Annotated in this window: 15 protein-coding genes and 1 tRNA gene; 3 read left to right on the forward strand and 13 right to left on the reverse strand. The window is 50.0% G+C overall.

Annotation, left to right across the window (positions count from 1 at the left end):
- Positions 1-231: 231 nt before the first annotated feature.
- The 8 genes from DXC57_RS07810 to DXC57_RS07845 all read right to left on the reverse strand — a co-directional run bounded on the left by DXC57_RS07810 (position 232) and on the right by DXC57_RS07845 (position 8,182).
- Positions 232-1,500 (reverse strand): S41 family peptidase, encoded by a 1,269-nt coding sequence (locus DXC57_RS07810; protein ID WP_022359888.1) that lies wholly within the window; start codon positions 1,498-1,500, stop codon positions 232-234.
- A gap of 212 nt (positions 1,501-1,712) precedes the next feature.
- A complete protein-coding gene (locus DXC57_RS07815; RefSeq protein WP_118651980.1) occupies positions 1,713-2,990 on the reverse strand; it encodes a M23 family metallopeptidase in 1,278 nt (425 codons plus the stop codon).
- 67 nt (positions 2,991-3,057) lie between these two features.
- Entirely contained in the window at positions 3,058-3,966 is a 909-nt protein-coding gene (gene ftsX / locus DXC57_RS07820; RefSeq protein WP_022359886.1) for a permease-like cell division protein FtsX, read from the reverse strand.
- The gene (gene ftsE, locus DXC57_RS07825; RefSeq protein WP_022359885.1) at positions 3,956-4,639 is read right to left on the reverse strand and encodes a cell division ATP-binding protein FtsE; all 684 of its coding nucleotides are present in this window, start codon (positions 4,637-4,639) and stop codon (positions 3,956-3,958) included. The genes ftsX and ftsE overlap by 11 nt, the downstream gene beginning before the upstream one ends.
- A gap of 79 nt (positions 4,640-4,718) precedes the next feature.
- Entirely contained in the window at positions 4,719-5,807 is a 1,089-nt protein-coding gene (locus DXC57_RS07830) for a helix-turn-helix domain-containing protein (RefSeq protein ID WP_118651982.1), read from the reverse strand.
- Positions 5,808-6,100: 293 nt separating this feature from the next.
- The gene (locus tag DXC57_RS07835) at positions 6,101-6,475 is read right to left on the reverse strand and encodes a RidA family protein (RefSeq protein ID WP_118293414.1); all 375 of its coding nucleotides are present in this window, start codon (positions 6,473-6,475) and stop codon (positions 6,101-6,103) included.
- A 21-nt stretch (positions 6,476-6,496) separates the two neighbouring features.
- Positions 6,497-7,330, reverse strand: coding sequence for a S1-like domain-containing RNA-binding protein (locus tag DXC57_RS07840; RefSeq protein ID WP_022359882.1), 834 nt, complete (start codon positions 7,328-7,330; stop codon positions 6,497-6,499).
- Positions 7,331-7,465: 135 nt separating this feature from the next.
- Positions 7,466-8,182, reverse strand: coding sequence for an acyl-ACP thioesterase domain-containing protein (locus DXC57_RS07845; protein ID WP_118522683.1), 717 nt, complete (start codon positions 8,180-8,182; stop codon positions 7,466-7,468).
- 283 nt (positions 8,183-8,465) lie between these two features.
- Between DXC57_RS07845 and DXC57_RS07850 the strand changes: the two genes are divergently transcribed.
- Positions 8,466-8,538: transfer RNA gene (locus DXC57_RS07850), tRNA-Gln, on the forward strand.
- Positions 8,539-8,721: 183 nt separating this feature from the next.
- Here DXC57_RS07850 and DXC57_RS07855 read toward each other — a convergent pair.
- Together DXC57_RS07855 and DXC57_RS07860 are read right to left on the reverse strand one after the other, a co-directional pair.
- Positions 8,722-9,222 carry a DUF1700 domain-containing protein gene (locus DXC57_RS07855; RefSeq protein WP_107001476.1) on the reverse strand — a complete coding sequence of 167 codons (501 nt, stop codon included), beginning with the start codon at positions 9,220-9,222 and terminating at the stop codon, positions 8,722-8,724.
- A 90-nt stretch (positions 9,223-9,312) separates the two neighbouring features.
- A complete protein-coding gene (locus tag DXC57_RS07860; protein ID WP_022359879.1) occupies positions 9,313-11,250 on the reverse strand; it encodes a fructose-bisphosphatase class III in 1,938 nt (645 codons plus the stop codon).
- A 233-nt stretch (positions 11,251-11,483) separates the two neighbouring features.
- On the opposite strand from DXC57_RS07860, the gene DXC57_RS07865 reads away from it, so the two are divergent.
- Positions 11,484-12,296: an MBL fold metallo-hydrolase gene (locus DXC57_RS07865; protein ID WP_118651984.1), complete on the forward strand. Its 813-nt coding sequence runs from the start codon at positions 11,484-11,486 to the stop codon at positions 12,294-12,296.
- A 15-nt stretch (positions 12,297-12,311) separates the two neighbouring features.
- On the opposite strand, the gene DXC57_RS07870 is transcribed toward DXC57_RS07865, so the two are convergent.
- The gene (locus DXC57_RS07870) at positions 12,312-12,761 is read right to left on the reverse strand and encodes a PaaI family thioesterase (RefSeq protein ID WP_182427328.1); all 450 of its coding nucleotides are present in this window, start codon (positions 12,759-12,761) and stop codon (positions 12,312-12,314) included.
- 53 nt (positions 12,762-12,814) lie between these two features.
- On the reverse strand, positions 12,815-12,940 hold the full coding sequence (locus tag DXC57_RS15835; RefSeq protein ID WP_279221093.1) for a hypothetical protein: 126 nt from the start codon (positions 12,938-12,940) through the stop codon (positions 12,815-12,817).
- A 126-nt stretch (positions 12,941-13,066) separates the two neighbouring features.
- On the opposite strand from DXC57_RS15835, the gene DXC57_RS15710 reads away from it, so the two are divergent.
- A complete protein-coding gene (locus DXC57_RS15710) occupies positions 13,067-14,344 on the forward strand; it encodes a M23 family metallopeptidase (RefSeq protein ID WP_347501888.1) in 1,278 nt (425 codons plus the stop codon).
- A gap of 199 nt (positions 14,345-14,543) precedes the next feature.
- Here DXC57_RS15710 and DXC57_RS07885 read toward each other — a convergent pair whose 3' ends face one another.
- Positions 14,544-15,707 (reverse strand): phosphoglycerate dehydrogenase, encoded by a 1,164-nt coding sequence (locus DXC57_RS07885; protein ID WP_022359875.1) that lies wholly within the window; start codon positions 15,705-15,707, stop codon positions 14,544-14,546.
- Positions 15,708-15,762 lie beyond the last annotated feature (55 nt).

A 15,762-nucleotide genomic window follows, 5' to 3' on the forward strand; every position in this document is an offset into this window, starting at 1 on the left:
TTCTCCCTCTTTTTCTATAGTATCAAAAATACCAGATTCTTCACTCATCGTCTTTCTCAAAAAGCCAAAACAGACACGACTTTAAGCGTTAAATCCTGAAACTGCCACTTTTTCAAGCTGTTTCAGGATCTAACGCACTTATTTTTCTGGATACTTTTAAAGTTACTGTTCACGGATAGGCACTTTTGGAATCGAAAGTGCCGTAAGTTTTGGGGTCGTGTAAATAAGAAGTTACTTTCCCTTCACAACCTCAACCGCCTTCTGCAGCTGATTATCCTTCTCCTCTGGAATCACGACTTCCTGCGCCGCCTCTTCATCCAGCTCCACCTCGAGATCCGGCTCGATGCCTTTTCCATGGATATCATTTCCATTCGGCGTATAATAATGGTCGGTCGTCAGCTTGATCGCGCTTCCATCCGAAAGCGGCATCAGCGTCTGCACGATACCTTTACCGAAAGTCTTCGTTCCGACGATCGTCGCCACGCCGTAATCCTTCATCGCACCGGTAAATACCTCCGACGCGCTGGCGGAATTGCCATTTACCAGCACAACCATCGGGATCTCCAGGCTGTGTCCATCCTCAGCGTCGTATGTCTCCTCCGTGCCCTTCTTATTTGCCACGGTCAGGATCCGTCCGCCATCTTTCAGGATATAATCCGCCATTGAGACAACCGTCGTCACCTCGCCGCCCGGGTTGTTCCGCAGATCGATGATCAGGCGCTTCATGCCCTCGCCCTGCAATTCCTCGATCTTGGATTTAAACTGATCGGCAGTCACACGGTCAAACTCCGCAACGGAAATATATCCGATCTCTTCATCCAGCATCTTGCCTGACACCGTCTGCACATCGATCGGTCTGCGGGTCAGGGTGATATCCTTGTACTCATCGCTATTTTCACGATAAACCGTGATCGTCAGCTGGCTGCCTTCCTCGCCCTTGACGTAATTATTGACCAGAAGCGACAGATCCATGCCAATCACCTCGGTGCCGTCTACCTTATAAAGCGCATCACCCGGAAGGATGCCCGCCTCCTCGGCCGGGCTGCCCTCAAAGACGCGCACGATCGTGCTGACGCCGGTCTGGACATTCTGGGATACCAGAGCGCCGATGCCGCAGTAAGAACCATTTGTCTCATCCAGGAAGCTTGTCAGCTCGTCCGGCGTATAGTAAACCGCATACGGATCATTTAAACCACTCAAAAAGCCCTGATAAATGCCGGCTTCCTCCTCGGATGTATCAATTTTTTCCTCAAACAGGTACTTTTTATCGATAATATCCTGTATCTGCTCCAGCTTTTTCGTGACATTCTCAAAATTGACCGGCTCCTGTGCCTGCGACGGTGTTCCCTCGGTCTGTACCTGTACCTGTGTCTGGTTATCGATCACACGGCGTCCAAACATGTAAATACCCGCCGAAGCACCGACCGTGATCAGACACACCAGTGCTGTCACCAGCACACCGACCATCACACCGCGCCAGAATTTATTTTTACTGTCCATCTCTTATGCCTCCTGATTCCTGTCTATTCCTTCCGGATTTGTAACTGTTCAGTACCTTCACAGTCACGCGCAAAAATCCATCAAAAATTGCCTACGGCAATGGGATTTTTTCCTGCTGGTCCATGTTTTCGTACGGTCAGCGCAGTAAATGCGCAGACCTACTGAACAGTTACCCGGATTTCATCTTTTGCAGCCACCTGATACTTTCCGCACTACGGACTTACATAGCTCGAAGGGTTTACATAACTTCCGTTCTTGCGGACTGCAAAATGCAGATGAGAACCTGTCGAATATCCGGTCGAACCTACCTTCGCGATCGTCTGTCCGGCTTTTACCGTATCCCCTGCCGATACCAGAAGCTGGGAACAGTGCATATACACGGTTGAAAGTCCATTTCCATGGTTGACCACAACATAATTTCCAGCCGAATAACTGTAGGTTGCAATCGAAACCGTTCCTCCGGCGGCTGCCACGATGCTGCTGCCGGTCGAAGCGCTGATATCAATGCCCTTATGGTTCGAGGACGCGCCCGCCGTCGGTGATTTACGTTTTCCGAATCCAGATGTAATGCGTCCGCTTGCAGGGCACGGCCAGCGCAGCGAAGAACTTCCCGTCGAAGTGGTAGTCGTACTGCCAGTATTCCCTTTCGTGGTCGAATTATTCGTCTTTCCCGCTGCGGCGGCTTTTCTGGCAGCTTCCTCTGCCGCTTTTTTCGCCGCCTCTTCTGCTTCCTTCTTCTTAATCTCCGCCTCCATCTGCGCGATCTTGGCTTCCTGCGCCTTGATATCGTCCTCATACGCTTTCGCCTGCGCTGATTTCTCGCCGATCTGCGCGTTGACGTTCTGGAGTTCTTTATTTTTCTCATTCAGGAGAAGCTGGACCGAATCCTGCTTTGCCTCCGTCTGCGTCTTCATCTCCTGCAGCTCCGCCTTCTCCGTCTCCAGCTTTTTCTTACTGTCCGCGATGGACTCTTTCGTCGCCACATACTGGTCGAGCATCTTCCTGTCATACTCCGAAATCTTTGAAACATACTCTGCCCGGTTTAAAAGCTCCGAGAGCGAACGGGCTTCCAGAAGCAGATTTAAGTAGCTGCTGTCGCCCTTCTCATACATATATTTGATACGCATTTTCATCGAAGCATACTGCTTTTTTTCGGTTTTCTGCGCTTCTTCCAGCTTTACCGCCGTCTCATCGATGCTTTTCTGCTTGCTGGAAATATTATTTTCCAGCTTCGTGACCTGCGACTGCAGATCATTCATCTTCGTGTCCAGCTCCTTGACATAGCTCTCGGTGTTACTTTTCAGCCCCTGAAGGCTTTTGATCGCCTCCTCGGTCTTCATTTTCTCCTGTTCCAGGGCGCTTTTCTTATCCTTGGCGCTGCTTACATCCTTTTTCGTCGCTGCCGCCACCGAGGTCAGCACTGGGGAAGACGCCAGCGCCGCCATCACAAGGAACAGAGCCGCACGTATTTTCAATCCCTGTTTTTTCATGTTCTCATCCTTTTTACCGCAAATTTCCGCTGCCGCTGCATTCTCCTACAGCAGCCGCCAATGTTTCTTACACCTTTAAATGTCTGCGGATCGTAAAGAAACTTCCGACAAAACCGATTCCCACGCCCAGCGCCATCGCCACGGCTACCATGCTCGGAAAAATGGTCTGAATCGGGATAAATTCAATCAGGTTCGACAAGATATCAAACCGTTCCATCATATATACAACCGCCTGGCGGTACAGAAAATACGTGATCGCCAGCGGAATCAGCGCGCCAACCAGACCGATCATCACACCCTGTACAACGAACGGCGCACGGATCATGAAATTCGTCGCACCGATCAGGCGCATGATCCGGTTTTCCTCCCGTCTAAATGCAGCTGCCGTCGTGATCGTATTGCTGATAAGGAAGATAGCAACTGCCAGCAGAATGGCGATGATCACCGCCGACAAAAGTCCCAGCATCTTGTTGAAGCTCGAAAGCCCGGACGCCGTATCGCTCGAATAATTTATCTTCCGGATTCCCTGCACCGTGCCAAGCCATGCAACCATGTCATCCTGCATGTCAATGTCTTTCAGATAGATCTCGTAGGACGCCGAACCGGCTAACGGGTTGTCATCCGCAAATCCTTCTGCCAGATCCTCGACTCCCTTAAAATATTCTTTCTTAAAATTCTCCCATGCCTCCTCGGCAGAAACATACTTTACTTCCTTGACCTCATCGCGGGCGCGTATCTCATCCCCGATTTTCTGTATATCGTCCTCACTCATATCTTCATTGAAGAAAACCGTGATTCCTACTGTAGATTCTGCATTCCGCACCATATACTGTACGTTGGCAATCAAGCCAAAAAACATACAGAACAGGAAAATACATGCCGAAATAATCGCCACCGACGCCAGTGAAAACCAGATATTCCGGATGATATTGCGCATGCCCTCCTTGGTGCAGTAAATCAATGTACTAATTTTCATGCCAGATACCGCCTTTTTGATCTCCCGTCAGCACGCCGCGCGTCAGCGTGATCACACGTTTTCCCATCTCTGCTACGATCTCCCGGCTGTGCGTTACCACAAGCACCGTCGTCCCGCGCCGGTTTATCTCCTCCAGAAGCTCCATGATCTCCATAGAATTATGTACATCCAGGTTTCCCGTCGGCTCGTCCGCCAGAAGTATCTCCGGCGAGTTGATCAGCGCACGGGCAATCGCAACACGCTGCTGCTCGCCGCCCGAGAGCTGGTTCGGGTATGCTTTATATTTTGAAGAAAGCCCTACCAGTCGGAGCATTTCCGGCACATTTTTCTTAATCTCACGGGGCGATACGCCGATGACCCGCTGTGCAAACGCGACATTTTCATATACTGTTTTATCCTTCAACAGACGGAAATCCTGAAACACCATTCCCAGCCGTCTGCGGTACTTCGGAATGTAGCGTCTCGGCATCTTTTCCAGATCCATATCGTTGACTATAATCTGGCCGGAAGTCGGCTCCAGCTCCTTCAAAAGAAGCTTTAAAAGCGTCGATTTGCCGGAACCGCTTCGTCCCATGATGAAAACAAACTCGCCGTCCTGAATCTGAATATTGATTCCCTTTAAGGCTTTATTCCCCGTCTTGTACGTCTTGGTGAGATTTTTAACCTCTATCATGCGTAAATCCTCTTTTTCAATTCTCCAAATGAAATTGCTGCGGCAAAGGCAATCTTCCTCCCCGCCACAGCAATTTGGATTAATAATCCAGGTTTTCCATGTATTTCATATATTTTACAACCATCAGGGCAATCTTAAATGTGATCGCATCCTCAAACACCCGCAGATCCAATCCCGTGCTCTTCTGGAGCTTATCCAGACGGTATACCAGGGTATTGCGATGGATGTAAAGCTGTCGGGAAGTCTCTGATACGTTCAGGCTGTTCTCGAAGAACTTGTTGATTGTCGTAAGAGTCTCCTCATCAAACTCATCCGGCGATTTGCCATCAAAAATTTCCTTGATAAACATCCGGCACAGCGGCAGCGGCAGCTGATAGATCAGACGTCCGATTCCCAGCTTGCTGTATGCGACCACATTTTTGCTGCTGTAGAAAATCTTTCCTACATCCAGCGCCATCTTCGCCTCTTTATAAGAACGCGATACGTCCTTGATCTCGTTGACGATCGTACCGAATGCCACGCTGACACGTGTCAGTGACTCGGTATTGAGCATATCTACGATCGATGTGGCTGTCTTTTCCAGATCGTCGTACGTCTCGCCCGGCTTCACTTCCTTGACTAGAATAATGTTCTTCTCATCCACTGCCGTGATAAAATCCTTCGTCTTGGTCGAGAACAGGCTGCGGACGGTCTCAAGTGCATTCACATCCTTCTCATGCTGCGTCTCAATGATAAATACGATCCGCTTGACGTTCGTCTCGATGTGCAGCTTCTTCGCACGGTTATAAATGTCAACCAGAAGCAGGTTGTCAAGCAGCAGGTTCTTGATAAAATTGTCCTTGTCAAAGCGCTCCTTATAAGCTACCAGCAGGTTCTGAACCTGAAATGCCGCCATCTTGCCGACCATGTATACGTCGTCGCTTCCGCCCTTGGCAAGAAATATATATTCTAACTGGTGATCGTCAAACACCTTGAAAAACTGATATCCCTGTATCACCTGGCTGTCCGCCGGAGAGTCTACGAAAGCCAGAATTGCACTCTCATATTCCTCAGCGCCAGTAAATGTGGATGCCAGCACCTTGCCTTCCGTATCACAGATACAGAGATCGACACGCGTAATTCCTTTTAACCCCTCAATGTTTGTCTGGAGTATCTGGTTCGAAATCATATTCCTCTCTCCTTTTCTTTTATCCTCCGTCCAGCTGTGTTTCCGGGTCTTTCAACCTGTCATTCCCCAAACCCGTTTGTTACCCCTCCGGCAATCTGTGCCTGTGGACCATAACCGTTCCCCATCTGAATCTTGGACGGATCTTTCCCTTTATTTTAAAGCAAAGTGACGAAAAAAAAAAGAGGGCGGACGAAAAAAAGTGAATTTTTTCGTCATTTTGCCCTCACACGCCGGGATTTTCACAGACTGGAACTTGTTTTTCCGGCGAAATTTTCCAAATATGCGATTCATTCTTATTTTGCTGCGATCGCTTCCATCTCCATCAGGACGCCCTTCGGAAGTTTAGATACCTCGACGCAGGAACGTGCCGGGCATGCGCCCTCGAAATATTTCGCATAGATTTCATTTACTTTTCCAAAATCATCCATGTTCTGGATAAATACGGTGGTCTTTACAACCTGCTCCATGGAAGCACCTGCTGCCGCCAGAAGATTCTTTACATTGGTTAAAACCTGCTCTGCCTGAGCCTCGATTCCCTCCGGGATCTCGCCGGTTGCCGGATTGACCGGAATCTGACCGGATGCAAATACCATTCCATTTACCTCGATTGCCTGGGAATACGGGCCGATCGCTGCCGGTGCATTGGTTGTGCTGATTACTTTCTTCATGTCAAATCTCTCCTTTGTCTTTTATTTTAAACGGATAGAATCTTCGTTTACTTCTACTTTTCCTTCTTTTAAAAGGTGTCCAACCGCACGCTTGAACGCGTTTTTGCTTAGATTAAATTCGCGGCGGATAATCTCCGGCTCCACGCGGTCATTGAACGGCAGAACGCCGTTTTTTTCTTTCAGACGTGCCAGCACCGCCTCGGCATCCGCATTCATCTGACGGTACGCCACCTCGCGCAGGCTCAAATCCATTTTTCCATCCTCGCGCACCTTCGTCACGCGTACCTTTAAAACCTCGCCCAGACGGCATTTTCCATACAGCTCACGATTCGGAATCAGACCGAAATAGCGGTCTGCCACTGCCACGAACACACCCAGATTTTCATTAATCTCATAGACGCGTCCCTCGGTCCACTCGTCCTTCTTGTACGGCGCATCGCTGCAAAGATACGAATATACCTTCATCGTCGCCGCCAGACGACCGCTCTTATCGATATACAGCGCTACCAGGCACTCTTCCCCGGCGCGAACCGGATATACCTGCTCTTTAAACGGGAGCAGCAGATCTTTTTCCAGCCCCATATCAAGAAAGGCGCCGATCTTCGATACATCCTTGACCTTCAAAACCGCCGTTCCGCCCAGTTCCAGCTTCGGCATCGAGGTCGTCGCAATCAGGCGATCCTCGGAATCTTTATAAATAAATACCTTGAGCTTATCGCCCACTTTTGTGCCCTCCGGCACCTGTTTCTTCGGAAGCAGGACCGCCGCCGCGTCATCTTTCTTCTGTCCCAGATACACGCCGAAGTTTTTCTCCCGCACTACCATCAGTTCCTGTACTCTTCCCAGTTCAATCATGTCATTCGTCCTCTCTTTTCTGCCGATCTCTTTTTTTATTTAACGGTTGCATTTTTCATTCACTGGCAGACAATCCACGCCGAATCTTTCTTCGGCTGCAATGATTCAGCTTCTTCACTGCTACATACAAACTCTTTACAAACCAGTCTTTGCCAGCCACAAATTCGCATACACCTGACCTTCCGCATCCTGCAGCGATACCACGTATCCTTCCGGCACCTGCGCCAGCTTCGGGTACATCACATCCCCAAGCACTGCCGCCTTCCGGTACTCCACCCGCAGTTCTCCGAGTGCAAAGTCCACAGGCAGCAATTCACGCGCAATCGCCACATACTGTGCATTGTTCACGTGCCGGTTCGTATCGAGATGATGGCGTTCCACCGTGACCGGCGCCGCCGTCTCATACGTCTCAGGCAGGCGGATTTTCTTCGGCGCTGGCGGCATTGCAAGCGGTTTATCTTCAATCTGGTAGCCCTCCAACTGGCTTTCCGGCACCCGCACCGGGCATCCTTTTTCCAGATCGTAGTAAAACCAGGTCGAATCCGCCCGCACCAGCGGGTTTCCCATCTCATCCTCGATCGTGAAATTCCGGTAGCCATAGATTCCCTTAAACCCATACGGCCAGGTCGAAATACGGATCCGCTCGCCAAAATGCGGCTGTCTGAGAATCTCTATCTGCCATCCGCTCAGCCACCACGCCCGTTTTTCCTCATTCAGATAGGAAATCCCGAGTTTCAGATCCTCCGACTGGAACGTCGAACAATCCTGAAGATAATTCATGATTCCCACTACAGAAAGATTTCCCTCTTCATCCGTCTCACTGTACCGGACCCGGCTGTCAAATGTATACATATCGCTCTCTTTTCCTTTCCAGCTTCCGGCTCCCCGCACCATCTTAGCGCATCCGCCATCTGCCGTTTCGTCCTATATTGCCTTAACATTCTGTCATGAAACTCATTATATCCGATTCGAACCACGTTGTCTACTTACAGACCCAGAATATTGCAGAATTTGCCGGACGCATGGCGCGGTTTCTGCCACAGCAGCCGCCCAAACAAAAAAAATTATCAAAAAAGCGAAAAAAGTAGTTGACGAATCTGTTTCCTTACAGTATAATACAAATCGTTCAATTCATTGGGCTATCGCCAAATGGTAAGGCAACGGACTCTGACTCCGTCATTTTCAAGGTTCGAATCCTTGTAGCCCAGCTAAAAAGCATTTGTTTGCCAAAGACGGCATGACAAGTGCTTTTTTTGTATTATGGAAACTCCCTCTGAAATGTTCCATAATACAACATTTTTCAACTCAATAAACCTCCATATGTTTGCGAAAAAACAAGAAAAGAACCCCCGCTCCGGTCATCCCTCACAGCCGGCGGCAGGGGTTCTTTTCTATTTCCAAATACTCTTAATAACTGTATAGATCAGCCAAATCAGAAGAATCGGCCCCGCCAGATGAATCAGGATGGTGAAAATACCTCCGACCAGTGCAAACAGCACAAATAAGATCGCGATAACCACCACGCTGAGAATCACCTTCCAGTACCATTTGTTCAAATCGATGTAATGGAAGTTCGGCGGCAGACCGCTGTCGTCCCGCTCCGAAAAACCGCCGTTGTAGGAGGACGCTGTGCGCCCGCTCCCGGCAGCGTCTCCCGAAGTGTACGAACCGCCCTGGCCGGTCTCCCCGGCGCCCTCGCTGCTGTCGATAATGGTTTTCGCAATCAGGCGTGGACTGCCGATCTCCTCGATCACTTCTTCCTCCCTGCGCCCTTTCGCCGCCTCCTGGCTGATATACTGATCGTAATAGCTTATGTTGCTCTGGATGACTGAAGCCGAAACCTCGCCGTCCAGCGCCTCCCGAAGCTCCTGTAAAAACTCTGTCTTTCTCATCTTGTCTCCTTATTCCTCAAACCGTCCCGTTTCTTCCGTTTCACCCAGCCGAAAGAAACAAGCTTCCAGTTCCCGTCCCTTTCAACTGCCTCAGCGCACGCGCTCTTTCAAAAGTCCGCTCCGGTACGCTTTCAAGAGCTCTTTCAGATCCTCGATGCGGCCCGCCAGCTCCTTGCCCTCATCGGTATCCGCCACTGTGATGCGCTTCTGCATTTTCTCCACAATATATACCTTCGGCGTCCGCTCGCGCTCCGGGTCAAATGGCTTGTGTTCCGCAAGCGCGAGATGGTGCGAATTGAAAATCAACGTATATCCGGCGATTCCCGTCCGCTCCTGGTAGGCTTTCGACAGCCCGCCGTCAATGATGAAGAGCTTGCCGCCAGCCCGGATCGGTGTCTCTCCACTCTTAATCTTCACCGGCATATGCCCGTTGATGATATGCGAGCCCTTCGTCGGAAGTCCAAATTCCTTCAAAATCATATCGCAGGTCTCTTCTTCCTCACTGAGCTGGTAATACGGGTTCATCGTCTCTCTCATCACTTCCGGATCCTCGATGAAATAATGCTCAAAGCTGCGGTTTTTGTCCTTTCCAAATACCGGCGATTTCGCACCATTCCACAGATACCACATAAAATCGCGGCACGCCTCCTTCTCCGGCGCGTCCTCTGGAAGAAAATAGGCATTTTTAACCTGTGTGTCAATAAAATCCATCAATTCCTTGCCGCGGTACATCTTGCCGCCCACCATCAGACCGTCAAATTCCCGATTCTCCGTCATCGGGATACAGCCGTGATAGAGCAGGTTGGAATTGCAGCATTTATACATGCTTCCGTTGGAATATAGGAAACGGACATGCTCATGCAGCCGCGCATTGTGGCGGAACGACAGCTCCAGCGTGTGAAGCAGCTCTTCCTCTTCGTCCGTCAGCCGCAGCGGATCCGCCGGATCCACCGTCGGGAAATTCATGTCGCGCATCGGATACTCTTTTCCATCGATCGTGACCGTGCCGCGGTCATAACGAATCGCTGACAGAAGTATCCGCTCTTCCATCCCGTACTCCGGATGGCGCTTGATGATCTGCCCCTCTTCCTTATACTGTAACACCGCGATCGCCTTGTGCATCTTCGCCGCCAGCTTCGGATCCACTGCATCGTAAATATTTTTGTCAAGAATCTGCGGCAGAAAACAGGTACACGGATCGTCCCGGTACACGCGCTCCGCAAACATCGACAGCGGGCGCAGGTTAATTCCGTAGCCGTCCTCCAATACATCAAATCCATTGTAACCGAGCGCCATACGCAAAACATTGCAGATACACGCCCGGTTGCCCGTCGCCGCGCCCATCCACGAAATATCATGATTGCCCCACTGGATATCCACATCATGGAAATGCATCAGTTCCTCCAGAATGATATCTGGTCTCGGACCACGGTCAAATATATCGCCCAAGATATGAAGATTATCGATCGTCAGACTCCGGATCAGGCTGCAGATCACGACAATAAAGCTGTCCGCCACCCGGACGTCAATCAGGGTATTGATGAGTTCGCTGTAATACTCCGTCTTATTGTCATCGGTATTATCGACATATAAAAGCTCATCGATCACACCCGAAAATTCCTTCGGCATCTTTTTTCTCACCTTGGAACGGGTGTATTTCGACGAAACCTCCCGGCAGATCTGCACCAGACGGTACACCGCCGTCTTCTGCCAGTCCTCCGTGTATTCGTTCGCCTGTTTGATCTGATTGATCATTTTTTCCGGATAATAGATAAGGTTCGCCAGCCGTACCTCGTCCTCCTCCGAAATAATATGTCCAAATGTCTCGCGGATCTTCTCCCGGATGATACCCGACGAACTGCGGAGCAGATAAATAAACGCCTCATGCTCACCGTGCAGGTCACTGAAAAAATATTCCGTGCCCTTCGGAAGTCCACAGATTGCCTGTAAATTAATAATATCACTCGCCGCCGCCCGGATATTCGGATACTCCCGCGAAAGCAGCTTCAAATATGCTAAATCCCTCATGTTATCAGCTCCCAAACTGCGCTGTCTGCCGGGATATTTGTCGTGACTCGTTATCGTCGCGCTCGCTTTGGGTAAACAGCACATTATCTACATTGCATTTGCCTTTTTGATAGATTTATAGTAGCATAGATTCAGATCAGGGTCAAAATATATTTTCGGCACTTTCGGTTCCAAAAGTGCCTACTCGTGAACAGAAACATATTTTTCCATACATAAATACAGGAGGAACATTCATGACGCAACCACACACTCTCTACGTGTTTGGCACCGGCAACGCCACGATGACACGTTATTATAATACCTGCTTCGCCATCCGCTCCGGCGAGGAATATTTCATGACAGACGCCGGCGGCGGCAATGGCATCCTGCGGATTCTGGAAGAAATGCAGGTTCCATTAAACCACATCCACCATCTCTTCGTGACACACGAACACACCGACCACATTCTCGGCGTGATCTGGATGATCCGGATGATTGGCACTGCCATCAAAAAGGGAAATTATGAGGGAATTTTTCATATTTACTGCCACGACGGGCTGATCGACACGATTCAGACCTTCTGCCGCCTGACACTCCAGAAAAAATTCTGCGACCTGATCGGCGATCCGATCCAGCTCATCCCGGTTTCTGACCGCGAAACCCGGCAGATTCTCGATATGGAAGTCACCTTCTTCGACATTCATTCGACCAAGGCGCGCCAGTTCGGCTTCCGCGCTGTGCTGCCGGACGGCAAGATCGTCTGCTGCCCGGGCGACGAACCGCTGAACCCGCTCTGCGAAGAATTTGCCAAAGGCGCCGACTGGCTCTTCCACGAAGCCTTCTGCCTCTACCGTGACCGGGAAATCTTCTCCCCTTATGAAAAACACCACAGCACCGTCAAAGATGCCTGCGAACTCGCCGAACGCCTCGGTGCGCGGCATTTGATTCTGTGGCACACTGAAGATAAGACTTATCCGGAACGCGCTGCTTTGTACCGCGCTGAAGGGGAAGCCTATTATCACGGGGATTTGCTGGTACCGGAGGATGGGAGTGTGATAGAGCTGTAATTGTATCTTGCAGCTCTACCTCCTCCTCAAATGATAATACGTCATCGTCGCCGATGCCAGCAGCGTCTCCTTATCATCATAAATCTTGCATTCGCACACCGAAAATGCATAACCATTCTGTATTTCCTGCGCCCGGGCGATGATTTTGGATGTGTTTTTTCCAGCTTTCAGATAATGGATCGTGCCATCCACGGTCGGGACTGCGTAGTCGCGACCAGTCATCGCTGCGGTGCCGCCCACGGTATCCGCCAGTGAATACAGGACGCCGCCGTGCACGATACCTAAGATATTCATATGCCACGGTTTCAATACAATCTCTCCAACTGCATAGCCCGGGCGTGCCTCGGTGATCTCCATCTCGATTTTCTTCCGGAAATCATTGGCTGCGTCCGTCTCCTGTCCGCGCTTGTCCCAGACTTCTGAGAATGAGCCGGACGGCTTTTTCTTTTCTTCCTTCTTTTCCATTTCATGTACCTCCTTGTATATATGATTTACTCTCTTTTTTATTTCTCTGCAGGTCATCTATTATTTTCTTCTATTTTTTCTATCACTTTTCTCTCTGATATAATCTGTTTGCCTGAATCAGCCCATCCTTTTCCTCGCCTCAAACGCTTTTTCTCATATTTTTCCAAAGATGGACTCATACTTTCTCCCATCCTCTCATACAATCTTATCAGATTGCAAAAATGTTATTGTTCACGCATACGTGCCCAGTAACGGAATTTGCCGTAGCTTCGCATTTAAATACTATCGCACAGGAGGGATCTGTCTTGAAACGAAGTTCTGTTATCATTGCACTGGAAATCTGCGCCATTGCGGCGCTCTTTGTCAGCTGGTCCTTCCAGCGTCCGAACAGCCGTCAGGTCACGGTCGGGAATGCGTCGGAACATTTTATCCGCTGGGTGGATTTCGATGTAACCGCCGACGCCATGACACAGGCGTTCCGCTATGATGTCGATACCTGCCAGCAGGATCTCCATCTGAACTGGGTCGATCTGCTCGCTTACCTGGGGGCGCGCTACGGGGGCGATTTTTCACATTATCAGGCGTCCGATATGACGGAAGCTGCCGAACAGCTCCAAAATGGCGTTACAGTGGAAGAATTGACGAAAAATATGACCTCTTTTGCCTATTATCGTGAGGCTTACGGCGCGGTTCTGGATGGAATGGTCGGACTGTATGAAATTGAGATTCCGAAATCGGAAGCACCGGCTTTTGCACTGGCGGACGCGCAGATACAGGAAGGGGATCCGGCTGCCAATACTTCCTACGCAACGACACCACCAACAACAACAGCAACCACAACAGCAACCACAACTGGTACAGACACAATCGACTCAGCCAGTCAAGCTTCACCAGAAACTTCAGCCTCATCCAACACACAAACTTCTCTCGACCCCCCAGCCCCCACTCTCTCCGATCCCGACGCTGTCCCCCTGACTCCCTCCGGTGAGGAAAAAGTCTGGGTTACCAAATATGGTCTGAAAGCGTTTCTCCCACTGGCGAAAAACTTTCCCTACAGCCACTATGACGATTTCGGTGTCTCCCGCAGCTACGGTTACCGGAGACGGCATCTCGGGCATGATATGATGGGGCAGACGGGAACGCCTGTGATTGCTGTGGAATCCGGGCGCGTCGAGGCGCTCGGCTGGAACCAGTACGGCGGCTGGCGCATCGGCATCCGCAGCTTTGACGGGAAACGATACTACTATTATGCACATTTACGCAAAGACTACCCCTACCAGTCAAACCTGAAAGAGGGCAGTCTCGTCACCGCCGGGGACGTGATCGGTTATCTCGGGCACACCGGCTACAGCAGCACTGAAAACACCAACAACATCGCTGAACCGCACCTGCATTTCGGATTGCAGCTCATTTTTGACGAATCCCAGAAAGAAGGAAACAACGAAATCTGGATTGACTGCTATGAACTGATCCGTTTTCTGGCGATAAACCGCTCCGAAACTGTCAAAAAAGATGGCACTAAGGAGTGGACGCGTGTTTATGAAATGAAAGATCCTAGTATCGATCAATTTTTCACCCCATGACAAAGTTTTCTTACCAAGTCAATCCTGTCGCTTAATATAACCCGCCACTGACAGTTTCTCACCAATATATACATATAATTATCACGTTAGAAAGCCATGCAGAGATTCTTCAATAAAAACATTCTGCAATCCATAAAAATACAGCCGGAAAAGGTGCACCCAAAACCGCACTTTCTCCGGCTGTTTTCAATAAAACTTATTATTTGATCACGCGCACGCGCATCATACCCTGAATAGCTTTCAGCTTCTCAATCGTCGCCGCGTCTGCCTTGGTCTCCAGATCAACCAGCGTATAAGCGTATTTATCACGGCTCTTGTTCGTCATGTTTGCGATGTTCATGTCAGTCGATGCCAGGATCGAGGAAATCTGTCCGATCATGTTCGGCACGTTCTTATGAAGAAGTGCAAGACGACCTACGGTTGTGCACACGCCCATATCGCAATTCGGGAAGTTGACGGAATTCTTGATATTACCATTGTCCAGGTAATCCATCAGCTCTTTGACTGCCATCACGGCACAATTATCCTCGGATTCTTCTGTGGATGCGCCCAGATGTGGGGTTGCGATGACGTTCGGCATCTGCATTACTTTTGCATTCGGGAAATCGGTGATATAGCGTTTTACACGACCGGAAGCCAGCGCCTCTGCCATATCGTCGTCATTTACCAGAAGGTCACGCGCAAAGTTTAAGATAACCACGCCGTCCTTCATCTGTCCCAGGCTGTCTTTGTTGATCATCTGGCGGGTGCTGTCAAGCAGCGGTACATGAACGGTGATGTAATCGCATTCCTGATAGATCGTATCAACCGATGTGATGTGCTTTACGTCTCTGGAAAGCATCCACGCTGCCTTGACAGAAATAAACGGATCATAGCCGTATACTTCCATGCCAAGCGCTGCAGCTGCGTTTGCAACCTCTGCGCCGATGGCGCCCAGTCCGATAACACCAAGCTTTTTGCCGCGGATCTCATGACCGGCAAATTTCTTTTTCGCCTTCTCCATATCTTTGGAGATATTTTCATTGTCCTTCTGCTCCTTGCACCAGTCGATGCCGCCGACTACGTCTCTGGCTCCCAGCAGCATGCCAGCCAGCACCAACTCTTTGACACCGTTTGCATTGGCGCCCGGTGTATTGAATACGACAACACCAGCCTCCGCACACTTGTCAAGCGGAATGTTGTTGACGCCCGCTCCGGCACGTGCAACAGCACGCAGTCCCTTCGGAAGTTCCAGATCATGCATGGCAGCACTGCGGACCAGAATGCCCTCTGCCTCCGCCAGGTTGTCAGTCATCTCATAATTTTCGGTCAGTAAACCGGTTCCCAGCTTGGAAATCGGGTTCAGGCAATGGATTTTTCTCATTTTTTAACTCTCTTTTCTTTCAAAATTTCAAATCTTCCCATACGCGGGCTGTTTT

This window comes from Clostridium sp. TF06-15AC, from assembly GCF_003481165.1.
GTDB lineage: Bacteria > Bacillota > Clostridia > Lachnospirales > Lachnospiraceae > Otoolea > Otoolea fessa.

Coding starts and splice junctions, on each gene's coding strand:
- DXC57_RS07810 (WP_022359888.1), bottom strand. CDS start 1,500: ATGGACAGTAAAAATAAATTCTGGCGCGGTGTGATGGTCGGTGTGCTG.
- DXC57_RS07815 (WP_118651980.1), bottom strand. CDS start 2,990: ATGAAAAAACAGGGATTGAAAATACGTGCGGCTCTGTTCCTTGTGATG.
- ftsX (WP_022359886.1), bottom strand. CDS start 3,966: ATGAAAATTAGTACATTGATTTACTGCACCAAGGAGGGCATGCGCAAT.
- ftsE (WP_022359885.1), bottom strand. CDS start 4,639: ATGATAGAGGTTAAAAATCTCACCAAGACGTACAAGACGGGGAATAAA.
- DXC57_RS07830 (WP_118651982.1), bottom strand. CDS start 5,807: ATGATTTCGAACCAGATACTCCAGACAAACATTGAGGGGTTAAAAGGA.
- DXC57_RS07835 (WP_118293414.1), bottom strand. CDS start 6,475: ATGAAGAAAGTAATCAGCACAACCAATGCACCGGCAGCGATCGGCCCG.
- DXC57_RS07840 (WP_022359882.1), bottom strand. CDS start 7,330: ATGATTGAACTGGGAAGAGTACAGGAACTGATGGTAGTGCGGGAGAAA.
- DXC57_RS07845 (WP_118522683.1), bottom strand. CDS start 8,182: ATGTATACATTTGACAGCCGGGTCCGGTACAGTGAGACGGATGAAGAG.
- DXC57_RS07855 (WP_107001476.1), bottom strand. CDS start 9,222: ATGAGAAAGACAGAGTTTTTACAGGAGCTTCGGGAGGCGCTGGACGGC.
- DXC57_RS07860 (WP_022359879.1), bottom strand. CDS start 11,250: ATGAGGGATTTAGCATATTTGAAGCTGCTTTCGCGGGAGTATCCGAAT.
- DXC57_RS07865 (WP_118651984.1), top strand. CDS start 11,484: ATGACGCAACCACACACTCTCTACGTGTTTGGCACCGGCAACGCCACG.
- DXC57_RS07870 (WP_182427328.1), bottom strand. CDS start 12,761: ATGGAAAAGAAGGAAGAAAAGAAAAAGCCGTCCGGCTCATTCTCAGAA.
- DXC57_RS15835 (WP_279221093.1), bottom strand. CDS start 12,940: ATGAGTCCATCTTTGGAAAAATATGAGAAAAAGCGTTTGAGGCGAGGA.
- DXC57_RS07885 (WP_022359875.1), bottom strand. CDS start 15,707: ATGAGAAAAATCCATTGCCTGAACCCGATTTCCAAGCTGGGAACCGGT.